This window comes from Bacteroidota bacterium, assembly GCA_019637975.1.
Lineage (GTDB): Bacteria > Bacteroidota > Ignavibacteria > UBA10030 > UBA6906 > CAADGV01.
The window spans coordinates 1-12,799 of the sequence record JAHBUR010000010.1; the positions used below are offsets into that span (position 1 = coordinate 1).

Below are 12,799 nucleotides of genomic sequence, written 5' to 3' on the forward strand. Positions count from 1 at the left end.
CGGACGAAACTCTGATTGTGCTGCTGCCTGCTGAGTAGACGGGTCAACAGTTGCCGGTGCAACCTGAGCTATTGCAGCGGAAGTATCCGAGGGTAGATCTCCCTGTTGGGACGTCGTATGTGAGGGGAACCTTCCGAATACGACAAAGCAAAGAATCACGGCAACGGCTATTGAGCCGATTGCAAGCCCCTTGCCCTTTACTTTGTTCAGCTTCACGTCGTAGAATGCAATTATTCCAAGCACAAGAGAGACCAGTAAGAACATGATGGCGCCGACTGCGGTGTTTGTATCCATCGGATCGCCGGAGATGAGGAAGAGAAAGACAAAGAGACTGAGTACCAGTCCTATACTTGCTTTGACGCTGATACCCTTCGGAGCAGGAACGGGCGGGAAAGGTTGTGGGGAAGAAGGCTGGGGACTTGACTTCTTTTTCGATTTTCTGCCCAACGCTTTTTCAAGGAGCTTCACCAATTGTTCGGAATCATACTCCCAACGCGTATCGGAAATTTCATGCGCCTGACGGCGGGCCAGCGGCTTCAGATCATCCGGCAGTTGATCGCTGGAAGGAATTTCTGCGCCGCCTACCAGCACCGGAATCACACGAATATTCCGCTGCAACGCGGCTGCAATCTCCAGATGAATGAAATCCTCCGGATTGTCAAGACGCCGGCGCCCGGTTTGATCCGTAACGGAGAGCCACCGCGGCCCGATGACGGCCAACAACACCTGGCACGAGCCGACTGCCTTGTTGATCGACTCGACGAAATCAACCCCGGCTTCGATCGCCTCGATGTCCATGAAGATCTGATCTTCACCAAAATTCTCCTTCAATGAATCTGTCAGACGGCCGACCCAACCGGCGCTATCCTGCCGACGGTAACTGATGAAGATTCCGGACATGGTGTACCTCTTCCTAAATGCAAAGAACGTTAAACTGCTTAGTAGATGATCCCTTCGGGCAACCCCCATCGGACGTGAAATGCCGTGCGGATGATACCCGGCTCCTTTCCCCTTTTTTCGAAGCCCGCCGAGAATTCCAGCCAAAAACTGCTGATCGGAGTGATCTCACCGCCGATATTGAACAGATACAGGGCGGGCGAATTGTCCAGCGCGGTTATTTGTCCTTCTCCGTATACCTTGATCGAATTCGAGCCGAAGTAGAAACGGGAATTCATGGCGATGCTGGTCGAGTCCATGACGAAACTCTGAGCCCGCTCCACCGAGCCGGTGAGGTTGAAGACAAACTGCCCCCACTCTGATGCGCCAAAGGATGCCGCAATCCAAAGCTGGTATTTGTCGGCAACAGCATTCTTTGCGAGCGAATCCCTCGAACTGAATCTGACGGCTGCGGCTATTTCGGCAATGTTGGCATTCCAGCTTTCATCGCGTTGCTGCGCCCGCAACCGGCTGACTTCCGCCTCCAATGCCTCAAGATCCGGCGATTGAGTTGTAACAACTCCGCTTTCCGTAGGCGGCGCCACCTGAACACTTCTGGAAAGAGTCTGGTTGATGCTCATCGCCATTTTCGACATATCCTGAATGAAGTTCCGGTTAATGCGGGGATCCGCGTCGTCCATCAACGTCATACGAACACCGAGACTCGCCTGAATGCGTCCGGTATTGTCATCGAACGAACGGCTGGCAATAGAGATGCGCGTTCTGTACCAGAACGGATTTGCATTGTATTCGCGGATCGACAACGTGCTTCCTCCCGCGAGCAACCCGGGGGAAAACTCCGCGGCAAACGCTTTCGGCAGTACGCTGCCACCGCGAATGAAATCGGCAACCGCAAGCCCGATTTCCCTCACGGTAGTCGGTCGGATGATCACCGAAGGGGTATAATTAAGGATGGCAAACGCGGGGGCATCGGGCACGGAGAAATTCAACCGCGCATCGGAAGCCCGCAACTCACCGGGGGCCAACTCCTGGGCTGCGAGCGGAATTGTGTACAACAGCAAGAGACTTGCAAAGACAAAAGTTTTCATGGGGAGATCCTGTGTTATGATGCGCTGAGTTGTGCAGCAAGCCTGATTGAAACGGATTTCGTCGAAATCGTTCCTTCATACGATTCACGTCCGCATTCCTCACCATTCTGGAGAACAATCATGTCGACGCGATAGCGGCTCCCTTCATCCGGGTTCGGGCTGATGATGGTAGCAAGGCAGTCGAGGATTTTCCCGACATTGTTCTTTACCGGCTTGGGCAAATCGAACTCATCAGGAACGTTATCTGTGTTTATTCCCTCTCCGAGTTTCTTGTTGCTATTGCCTGTTTTGTTCCACAGCAGCAGTGTGTACGCGCCGACTTGCGCATAACCGAATGATATTTCAACAGTTACCGTTCCCCCTTTTTCATTGATTGGAATCTTGTTCAATGACATATCAACCTCACGTGTTGTTTAACAGAAAAGAAGCGGATTTCCGGGTCAGACACCGCCTTATCCTCGTTTCAGCATTCTATCATCGCCATCAATCAATTTGTGCGTGACACTCCAAGCTCCGGTAAGTCCCACGCGCTTGTCGCGTTCATAGTACTCGTGCCACCATTTTGCCGCCTGCCAGATTGCCTCGGGACAGCTTGCACGACTGGGCAAACCCGGGGTCAACTCATAGCCGAGGGAGCTTATCACAACTTCAATCATCGCCGCGGACGGAATGCCGTTGCCGTCAAGCAATGGATTCCCCGATCTTCCGACGCCCCACGCGAAGGCAAGCCACATCAGCAACAGCTCCACTCCATCCAGCACAGCTCGCTGATTGCGATACCTTCGTAACGCCTCTTTCATGTCCGACAGGTTCACGGGAACATTGATGACGGCTATGTTGGGAAATTCTTCGGGGTCGGCATATGCCTTGAGTTTACCCTGCTGCTCGGCATTCGTCGGCACGGGGTAGTTGAATCCATCCGGCGGATAAAGGGAGATTTCATGAATGGTTGTTGTTTCGAGATTCTTCGATGGCTTAGCAAGAAGTACTGCATGTGACCAACTGCTGGGAGTCAGGTCACTCCGCACATGCGCCTGGGCAAGTCGAAGTCTGAAGTCAATAGGGTTCTTTCCCCCCAACAAGACAAGGGGAACGCTTTCCCCTTCATCAGAAAGATTCCGCTCAAGCCACGCGATGTTATCCTCATTTGCTTTGCGGGGAACTTTGACAAAATCCGGATTCGGAGTTTTGACGTCTGACTGCAAGATGTTAAGCATCGGATATTCTCCACACTATGTGAATGGATGCCGCTACTTCGGACCTAACCTCGGAATGTTGACTTCCGCCGGCGTTTGATACTGTAACTCAGGGTGAATCGGAAAGTAGGTGACGCGAGTATCCAGCCCGAAGCCGACCCGGCGAAACGAGAGTATCGCCACGTGATTTCCTTTCTGGCCATGATACTTTACGCAACCGTATTTCGTACCCAACACTTGGCGCGCAAGAAAGTCCGGTACGTTGTCGGGATCGGCATGACGGGGCCAGGGATCTTTCTTGCCGAACAGACCTTTGATAAACGACGCGATCTTAGAAAATTGATCGGCACCGACGGTTGTGACGAGAGAGGTCGGAGAGGAGATGACTTCGTAGATTTTCCTTCGCGAGTCAGTGCGATTCATCGCTTCGGCAACGCGGCCCCAATGCACATCTCCCGTAATCAGAATAACCTCGCGGCCTGCCTCGGCGAGCCTGTCCAGCGTCTGAACGAGCGGGGCAAATTCATTGTAGTTCGCAAGAGCATAGTCTGCGAATTTTCCTTCGAGATCACTTGCGGGCTTGTCCAGCAGGGATTGCCCCGTTACTAATATGCCGAAACGGCCCCGAGCCGCCACATCGTTCGCCCAATCGACGATTTGTTGAATGCCGCCGGGACGCAGCATATTCATGTTATCCGGATCGCGCAGCGATCGTGTATCGGCTACAAAGATCGAGAGAGGCGGAATCTCCACAACAAGATGATCGCCGATTGCGCCGGGCGCAGAGAGTTGAAATCCGTCATACATCATGCGGCCGGCTTGCGTCCATCGATCTCTTCCTGCTTTTGACCACGAGTTGCCAATCCACAAGCTCATGTGAGGGAAGTTATTCCAGTATTCATGATCGTCGGGGGTTGAAACGGCGGGAGCTGCAGCGAGAAGTTTTGCGAAGCCGTTGGGGCCGCGCCAGTTGCAGACGTAATCGCGCTCAAACTTCCGCGCCAGCCAGCCAACATCGTCCTTGAAATCCTGGAGTGTGGGAAGATCGAGATATACCTGGTCGCCCATGAGCAAAGTCATATGCGGTCGCAGCGGAAGCGGAATCCGTGAGACAACCTCGCCCGCCAACCCCTGCCGGTCCTCGGGCTGATAGAAGCAGGAGATCAACATGATGTTGAACCATTCCCCCATCCTGTCCGTCACAGCATCAGGAAGTGTGTACACGCTCAACGAGGCGGACTCGCCACCTCCCCGTACTTCAATTGTGTAACGTGTGTTCGGCTGCAGGTTGTTGAACTGAAACACGCCGGAGAACACTCGGGGTTCGCTGTATCCGACGAGGTCAAGAGGCCGGATGTTGGTGAATGGCCGGATGATTTGCGGAAACATCAGTTGCCCGTCGAGAAGCCATTGGAGCGTGGGCGTGGTAGTCCGCTCGAACAATCCGAGCCATACCTGAACGCAATTGTCCGGATGGTTTGTAAGTCGTGGGTGAAGAACGAGGGACATGGGGAATTCGAATCAATCTGATAGTGATTCTTTCGCTTGCTGCCTCAGCCAAAACCAGAACGCAATAATCATCACGCCCGCCACCATATCAAACCCTGCAGCTGCAAGCGCCATTGGTGAGAAGATGGCATCCTGAACTGCAAGTCCGACTGTCGACGCGGTTACTACTTTCTGAATTCCCACCCACAGAACAGCGACGTGTTGCGGTTCTGCGGTGATAAGCGCATGAGCCAACAACGCGCCGAACGCCGCCGTCAGAACTCCCGTGATTCTCAGGAAATGCTCGCTCGCTGCTGTGACCTCCGGTGAGAGGGCTTGCAGGAGCAACCGCGGCACGGTACACTGCATGATGCCACTGGCTACCGTTATGACACCGATTGCAAAGAGCGTCCACCAAAATCGATCACGAACCAATGATCTGTCACGATGTGCCGACCCGGGGCTTCCATTCTCACTACGGATGCAAACCTCTTCAAAATGCTGATAAAGAACAATAACACAAAGAAACACAGACAGGTAACGCACTGCCAAATTACCCGACGCGTGAGTGAAAGTCAAGCAGTATTTTCAAATGTCTCAAACACTTGCATGCTATTCAACAATCTCAACCTTGGTTACGAAGTACTCACTCTCCCCGAAAACCCTGCTCGGAATACCGACGTGTTGCTCGTAGTGCAGCTTTACCCGTTTTCCGAGAGACGCATTGATCAACGCGGCAACCTCGTCACTCGGGACGGTAAAATGGAAAATTTCGGGCAACGTTCCGGGTATCGAAACCATGGCAAGCTCGCCCTCCCACGTTTTGGCGATAAAGCCTTTCTTTGAGAGTTTCTGAACATACCCGGCTCGTTCACCCGACGAATAGCTCCAGTTGATGACGAACCACGTGTACGCGACAAAAACCACAACCGGAACAAACAGGATCATGAAAAGCCAGAGTTTCCAGCGAAATCTCCTTTTTTTCGGTATCTGCTCGGAGGGAGACGAGGGAGTGTTCAAGTTGGTCTTTTCCATGGTGTTTTGTAAATAGTTGGACTGCTTCTGCGGCGTAAATCTACTCAACAAGCCGAGGAGAAGCAACCGGGGAGCGAGGCGAAGTTTAATTTGGAAAATCCTTGACTTTCCAGATAGCGGATTTTATATTTCAGATTAATAAGTCTGAATACATTTTATGGGTCTCATCTTCAGCAGGCAATGGAGTACGCACTACACGCTGTGATATGCCTTGCACTCAAGGAACGAGGAGAGATGGTCTCAATAAAAGGAACTGGCACGACGCTGCTGCAGAGGCAGAGAAACGGATTCTTGTTGGCCATATTTCAGATAGTGTTATCGTGATTCACGAATATCGGGTTACATTGATGATTGAGAATGTGAAATCGGAAAGAGAAATATCGAACTTCTATGATGCACTCGCGTCGGGGTACGATACAATGACGGGTTTCGAGAAACGCTTCATTACCGAACGCCCTTTCTTTCGTTTGATAAAGGAACGATACGGCATCAAGACTGCGGTTGATGCCGGTTGCGGTACTGGCTTTCATTCCTTGGTGCTTGCCCAACTGGGGGTGAACGTCACGGCTGTTGACATTTCAGCCGCCATGTTGCAACAACTCGCCGAACATTCCCTTCGGCTCAATCTTCCTGTGCAGGCAGTCCGGGCTGAATTTGAAAGACTTTCGCAATTTCTTGATGGCAGCTTCGATGCAGTCCTCTGTCTCGGCAATTCGCTCGCACATGTGCTCTCGGACGAACACTTACACACGACGTTAGGCAACTTCTACTCTCTACTTAGTCCGGGAGGCAATCTTTTCGTCCAGATCCTGAACTACGACCGGATTCTCGCACAGGGTGAGAGAGTGCAGAACGTGAAGGAAATCGGCGATACGACATTCATTCGCTTCTATGATTATGAGGATCGGTTCGTGCGCTTCAACATTTTGAAACTACAGAAGAAGAACGATGTCATCGAACAATCGTTGAACACAATAACGTTGAGTCCAATCCGAAGAGCTGAACTGGAAACAACTCTGCGCAACGTCGGTTTCGATGAAACATCATTCTTTGGCGGCATTTCGCTCGAACCGTATGTTCCCGAGAAATCAAAGGACCTGGTTGCAGTTGCCCGAAAACCAAAATCCTGAATCTTCCTGCATCTGGATTGACCATGGCAAAGAGGTTCCGCATACAAATCCCCGATATTGAATTCTGGAAGAACCTCGTCCCCTGCCAAATGGGATGCCCGATCCACACCGATGCAGGTCGCTACGTTCAACTCATCGCCGAACAGAACAGCAATCCCGCTCACCCTCACAAATAATGATGATGAAGAGACAAGATATTTAAGGGGGGGGGCGTCTCCAAGGGCAACCAGCGTCAGGCAGTGTGCCTTTGCATCTTCTCGGTTACAACCGCCTGCGTTTCTTCCAGCATCATCCTGCTCGTTTTGAGAATGGAAATCACCTCATCGGTTTTCCAATTCACAAAATCGGAATCCGACAAGCCATTTAGGTTGATGCGAACATTGAGCGCGGCGGCTTCGCATCCTGCGTGAAGCATCAAGGCACTCACTCCCGCATCGCTGACGGAATTCTTGTTTCCGTTCGCCGCAACCTTTTGCGCCAAAGCAAGGCCATCGATGCAATGCTTCATCACTTCGAGAGGAACCATCGTTGCTTCCTTTGTCGCCGCGGTAACCGCCGCATCACGCAGGGCTTTCTGCGCGTCGTTTTCCTTCGGCAAACCGAATGCTTCCATTACTTTGTTGAACGCTTCGGTGTCTTTGTCGATGAGTGTCGTGAATTGGGCGCGCAGGGCTTCAGCATCTTTCAGAATCCTTTTCATCTCCCCCTCCACTTCAACGTACTTCTTCTTGCCAATGGTGAGATTGCAGACCATCGATGTCAGTGCGGCACCAAGCGCACCGGCAAGCGCTGCAACACTTCCTCCGCCGGGAGCAGGCGAGGAAGAGGCGAGGTCATCCAAGAATCCGGTTAGCATTTTCTTTGAAGGCATGTCGTTCGTTCCAATTACAGTTGATATTCAATGATTTTCTTTGCCGGATCGAATCTATCGAGCTGGCTTAATCCTAATTTCTCCTCGGCAATTGCGAGCAGTTCCTTTTCATCCGGTGTGCCAGACGAATAAAATCTACCTGCAATCAGCATCGCTTCGAGCGGCGACAAGCCGACAAGCTCGCTTCCCGTTACTTCAACACCGAGTGTCGCGGCTTGCTTCTTCACTTCTTCAAAGGCAACATGCGGCGGCGTGATGTTGAAGTTGGTGAGATTAATCGAGACTTGCGCGATGTTGTGGGCTTCCAGCAGAACACCCATCGCCTTGACAGCCTTCAGGCTTCCCGGAATGCTCACCTTCTTGCCGTTGGCATCAAGCACGGGATTTCCCTTGTCATCCTTCTTGATTCTTCCACTTTCGCGAATCCTAAGCGCTATTTCGTTGGCGATCTTTGTGTCGTTCGTGTTGAGATTGACATTGTATGCGATAAGAAAGACTCGTGCACCCGTAACTGTCCCGCCCGATCTTGCATTGAACTCTGCCGGGCCGTAGTCAGGTTTCCAATCCGGGTCTTTCAACTTCTCCGCAAGGCCCTCATACTCTCCCTTTCTGATCGTTGAGAGATTGCGCCGCTCCGGGCGTGTTGCTGCCTCTTCATAGAGGTAGACGGGAATGCGCAACTCATCCCCCGCCCGTTTGCCAAACTCGTGCGCGAGCGCGACACAATCCTGCATCGTCACACCCTGCAGCGGGACGAACGGCACAACATCCGTAGCACCTAAACGCGGATGTTCGCCCTTATGCTGCGTCATATCAATCAACTCCGCCGCCTTCTTCGTTGCCTGAAACGCTGCTTCGACTGCAGAAGCGGGTTCACCGATGAATGTCACAACAGTCCTGTTGTAATCCTTGTCCGGCTCGGCGCTGATGAATTTCACATTCGGCACCTCAGTGATGGTTCCGGCAATCGCATTGATGATCTTCATGTTGTGCCCTTCGCTGAAGTTCGGGACACATTCTACCAATCGAGCCATCTATTTTCCTTTTTGTTGAAGAACAATTCTGCCACGAAGAGATAAAGGCTCAAGGGTTTCACAAAGTGTTTTCTTCGTGAACCCTTTGAGTTCTTCAAGCCTTGCGGCAATTCGTTGTCAGAGTTCGAGGATTGTGCCATTCTTGATCGTGGTGACAATATGATTCGTGCCGAAATGATACGCAAGATATTTCCAGTCCGGCACATCTGCAATTATCACGTCAGCGTTCTTCCCTACTTCAATACTGCCGACAGTCGACGACATGTTCAGTGCCGCGGCAGCATTGAGTGTTGAAGCGACCAGCGTTTCTTCCGGCGTCATCTTCATCTGCGTGCAGGCAATCGTCATCATCATGGGCATGGAGTAGGACATGCACGAGCCGGGATTGAAGTCCGATGCAATTGCTACCGCGACACCGCCGTCAATCAGCTTGCGGGCAGGTGCGAAGCCGTGATTCAAGAAGAATGAAACGCCCGGCAGTAATGTACCCACAACTCCCGCTTCACGCAACGCCGTAATTCCTTCATCTGTAACATGTTCCAGATGATCGGCGGAAACGGCTCCAACGCGAGCAGCTAGCACGGCCCCGCCAAGGGGATTCAGCTCTTCGGCATGAACTTTCGGCAACATCCCCCATTTTTTCCCCTCATTCAGAATCCGCTCGGAGTCCTCAATCTCAAAATATCCTCTCTCGCAGAACACGTCGCAAAACATCGCAAGCTTCTTCTTGCCGACGTAGGGAATCATCTTCTCAAGAATAACGTCAGCGTAAGCGCGTTTGTCCTGTTTGTACTCCGGCGGATAGGCGTGTGCTCCGATAAACGTCGACACAACCGTCATCATCTCTTCGTCTTTTAACTCGTTAATGGCTTCGAGCATCTTCACTTCGGAATCGAAGTCGAGGCCGTACCCGGATTTAATCTCGACGGTCGTCGTCCCGTGTTTCATCATGGCGTTCATGTAGGGCAAGGTATGCTTCTTCAACTCTTTCTTCGTTGCAGCACGAACGTGTGTAATAGTATTGAGAATGCCGCCACCTGCCTCCGCAATTTGCTGGTACGTCGCCCCTTGCGAGCGGAGTGCAAACTCGTGAGCACGATTTCCCGCAAACATCATGTGCGTGTGTGAATCCACAAATCCCGGCAGCACGACTTTTCCGCTTGCGTTAATCTCAGCAAAGCCGTCAGGCAACATTCGATTCCAATCCCTCATCTCTCCCACCCAGGAGATTTTCCCACTCTCACAAAGAACGCCTGAGTTATTCAGAATTCCAAGCTCTCGCATCTCCGCACCAGCCTTCGTTCGAGCGCCGCGTGCAGCAACGGTAACAAGCTGGGAGATGTTTTTGATGAAGAGATTCAATGAGTTCTTGCGATTCTGCACAAGGTTGGATTCGATGCCATCTCAAGATATGAAAAGGGCAAAGTACCTGCAAGAATTGAGAATTGGAGTGCTTTGGTATAGAAGGGAGAGCTATCGTTTCTGCTGAAGCTGACGGGAAATTGACGCAGAAAGCCTTGGCAGGTTGTCATCCCGCTCCGCAAGCTGAATGTAGTTCAGATAAAACGCATCCGCTCCATTGGCAACGGTCGCCGTCAACGCGGCCCGCCCGAGCTTCTGGTCAATCGTGCGGGCGATGAACATGCCGGTGATGGCACCATAACTTTGCCAGTATTCGGATGTATTGGATGTGCTGATGAGGTAATGCGCCCGTTGCGGTGAGATGCGGGAAGAGAGCAACTCCTCCGCACTTCTATTGAACTCGGCAAATGAAGCCGCAATCTTCTGATCCCAGTCCTGAGGGAGATACCCTCCGCTGCGCTGCTCGAACGTGAGGTAATGCGCAATCCCCTCGTTGTGTGTCAGGTCGAGGAGGCGGTCAAGGTAGGTTCGCCGGGCTGAGTAATATTCCTGCCACACAGGCGAAGCATCCTTGTACACGCCGAATGCCGCATGGAACACCTCGTGCGCCACAACACTCAACACACCAATGAATCTCTCGTCTGCATTTCTCCCGTACTTGACGCCTTTGGCAAGATTGATAACAATCGTCAACTCCCCTTCTCCCTCACCGACAAAGCGCGGCACATCGCCCTCCCACACAACACGACGAACGTACGCATCAATGTTGTTGTGGCCGAAGGCAACGACAAACATCGGAATTGTTGTACTGACTTTTGCATTTGCCGGAAAGAGTTGTTCAACCGTTGCAGCAACGCGTTGGCTGAAATTACGCCGCTTGATAGTGGTAAGAAGTTCTTTGATGGAGGCAACATTTTCCTTCGCTTCTTTCAGGCGAAAGACGTCGTCCGCTTCGGTCTGTCCGAACTTAATGCCGTCGAGACTCGCTTCAAGCCGTTCGGAGGAAAGGCGCCGTCTCGCAAGATCAGCAGTCGTGGCAAGCGCAATTTGACTCCCCCGAAGCGGGACAATCTCACGTCCGCTTCCCGACAATCCCTCATACAGACCGATACATTTGTCGGCTGATTCGTAATTGATGTTGAGCCTGACGTTGAAATGCGGATTGGTTTGGGCAAACGCAGAAAATGGCAAGAAGAAAACTGAAACGAGAACAATGAATGCGGGCCATGATACAATCCTCCATCTCATCCAATACCCACACACTTCCAAAAACCCTCCAACTCTTTGAACTCTCAACTCGACACCACCTTCACGACAACCATCGTCATGTCATCATGCTGCGCGACGGGACCGGTATGCTGTTCGATGGCAGATTTGATATAATCAAGGATTTGTTGAGACGAGAGGCGTGGTGTATCCATGTTGCGAAGAGTTTTCTCCATACGTTCCGTCCCGAATTGTTCGCCGGGAGCGTTCATTGCTTCCGTAAAACCATCGGTCATAAGAAGAAGCAGATCGCCGGAATTCAATTGCAGTGTTCTCTCGTTGTACTCAGTTTCGGCAACCATGCCGAGCGGGAACTTCACACCGGCAGAATCGAGCCATTCCACCGACCCGTTTGACTTGAGCAGCGGCTTTGTTTGTCCGGCATTGGCAAACGTAACAGTTCGCTTGCTTACATCCATCATGGCAAGAAGGAACGCGACAAAATGTCCACGCTTGCTGTGCGTGTACACGGCTTTGTTGAGGTTGGTAAGAATTCCGGCGGGTGACTCCGTTTGTTTCACCTCGCTGGCAAATGCGCCGCTGGTAAACACCGCGCTCATCGCCGCCTGCATTCCCTTCCCGGAAACATCAAACACGCTGACGCAGAACTGCGACGAGTCTTCGTTCATGCACGCATAGTCAAAATGATCACCGCCGACTTCCTGGGCCGGAATCGAAAGTCCCGCAATATCAAAGCCCTCCACCTTCGGGTGTTCCTTCGGCATCAACGCTACCTGCACGTCGTGCGCAAGTTTGAGCTCTGTTTTGAGAGATTCCTTCTCACCGCGTTCACGCGACATCACCCACGCGAGCAGATTCACCGCGCCAAGAATCAGCGAACCGCACAGAATCAACCCGACAAGTCCCTGCCCGATGCCGAAGAATATTGCCCCGATACTAATGGCAATGAGCGTATAGGAAATAACAACAAGGCGACGCATATCAAGTGGAATGTCCTGATAAATCTCATCACTCCACAATAAAGAAAAAACCAACGCATCGAACAGCTTCGTCGTGTCAACGGGTGCTTCCATTTTGCGACGGTATTCTTCTTTCTTCTGCGCGATGGCCCGCTTGATCCGATCCCACATGAGATAGACGACACCGGCTATAAAGCAATCTGTCCCGAGTCTGCTCCAGTTTTGTGTGTTTGCTCCTTCGGCGATCGCGCCAAGAAATTCAAACACAATCAACAACTTGATAACGACGATGAGGAATTTCTTGAACTTGACGGGATTGATGCCGGACGGCTCGTTGATGCGGCGGGGAACATCCTTGATGGAGCCGTTTCTGAACGAATCCCTCACGGATGTAGCGGTTTCACGCAACGTGGAGCCTATGTCGTTGGCTTCCTTGCGGGCTGCTTCCAGAACGTTATCAATTTCCTGACGAACCATCTGCTGAGAATATTACTTGTGTTCAGTTTGTACGT

The 12,799-nt window shown here is 51.9% G+C and carries 12 protein-coding genes and 1 pseudogene; 2 read left to right on the forward strand and 11 right to left on the reverse strand.

Annotated elements, in window-relative coordinates; all coding sequences use genetic code 11:
• The 7 genes from KF749_07030 to KF749_07060 all read right to left on the reverse strand — a co-directional run.
• The coding region (locus tag KF749_07030; GenBank protein MBX2990906.1) for a toll/interleukin-1 receptor domain-containing protein at positions 1-900 on the reverse strand (900 nt) is incomplete at its 3' end.
• A 38-nt stretch (positions 901-938) separates the two neighbouring features.
• On the reverse strand, positions 939-1,985 hold the full coding sequence (locus tag KF749_07035; protein MBX2990907.1) for a hypothetical protein: 1,047 nt from the start codon (positions 1,983-1,985) through the stop codon (positions 939-941).
• Positions 1,986-1,999: 14 nt separating this feature from the next.
• Positions 2,000-2,380 carry a hypothetical protein gene (locus KF749_07040; GenBank protein ID MBX2990908.1) on the reverse strand — a complete coding sequence of 127 codons (381 nt, stop codon included), beginning with the start codon at positions 2,378-2,380 and terminating at the stop codon, positions 2,000-2,002.
• A gap of 57 nt (positions 2,381-2,437) precedes the next feature.
• Entirely contained in the window at positions 2,438-3,202 is a 765-nt protein-coding gene (locus KF749_07045) for a hypothetical protein (protein ID MBX2990909.1), read from the reverse strand.
• Between the two features lie 33 nt (positions 3,203-3,235).
• Positions 3,236-4,690, reverse strand: a complete 1,455-nt coding sequence (locus KF749_07050) for a hypothetical protein (protein ID MBX2990910.1) — start codon at positions 4,688-4,690, stop codon at positions 3,236-3,238.
• Positions 4,691-4,702: 12 nt separating this feature from the next.
• Positions 4,703-5,026: a hypothetical protein gene (locus KF749_07055; protein MBX2990911.1), complete on the reverse strand. Its 324-nt coding sequence runs from the start codon at positions 5,024-5,026 to the stop codon at positions 4,703-4,705.
• A 255-nt stretch (positions 5,027-5,281) separates the two neighbouring features.
• Positions 5,282-5,617 (reverse strand): hypothetical protein, encoded by a 336-nt coding sequence (locus tag KF749_07060; GenBank protein MBX2990912.1) that lies wholly within the window; start codon positions 5,615-5,617, stop codon positions 5,282-5,284.
• A gap of 293 nt (positions 5,618-5,910) precedes the next feature.
• Between KF749_07060 and KF749_07065 the strand changes: the two genes are divergently transcribed.
• Both KF749_07065 and KF749_07070 read left to right on the forward strand, forming a co-directional pair.
• Positions 5,911-6,834 carry a class I SAM-dependent methyltransferase gene (locus KF749_07065; GenBank protein ID MBX2990913.1) on the forward strand — a complete coding sequence of 308 codons (924 nt, stop codon included), beginning with the start codon at positions 5,911-5,913 and terminating at the stop codon, positions 6,832-6,834.
• Positions 6,835-6,857: 23 nt separating this feature from the next.
• A complete protein-coding gene (locus tag KF749_07070; GenBank protein MBX2990914.1) occupies positions 6,858-7,010 on the forward strand; it encodes a hypothetical protein in 153 nt (50 codons plus the stop codon).
• A 56-nt stretch (positions 7,011-7,066) separates the two neighbouring features.
• Here KF749_07070 and ftcD read toward each other — a convergent pair.
• The 4 genes and pseudogenes from ftcD to KF749_07090 all read right to left on the reverse strand — a co-directional run bounded on the left by ftcD (position 7,067) and on the right by KF749_07090 (position 12,764).
• Positions 7,067-8,739 (reverse strand): annotated as a pseudogene (gene ftcD, locus KF749_07075) (glutamate formimidoyltransferase).
• 117 nt (positions 8,740-8,856) lie between these two features.
• Positions 8,857-10,101 carry an imidazolonepropionase gene (hutI, locus tag KF749_07080; GenBank protein MBX2990915.1) on the reverse strand — a complete coding sequence of 415 codons (1,245 nt, stop codon included), beginning with the start codon at positions 10,099-10,101 and terminating at the stop codon, positions 8,857-8,859.
• Between the two features lie 111 nt (positions 10,102-10,212).
• A complete protein-coding gene (locus KF749_07085; GenBank protein MBX2990916.1) occupies positions 10,213-11,292 on the reverse strand; it encodes a hypothetical protein in 1,080 nt (359 codons plus the stop codon).
• A 101-nt stretch (positions 11,293-11,393) separates the two neighbouring features.
• Positions 11,394-12,764, reverse strand: coding sequence for a PP2C family protein-serine/threonine phosphatase (locus KF749_07090; protein ID MBX2990917.1), 1,371 nt, complete (start codon positions 12,762-12,764; stop codon positions 11,394-11,396).
• Between the last annotated feature and the right edge of the window lie 35 nt (positions 12,765-12,799).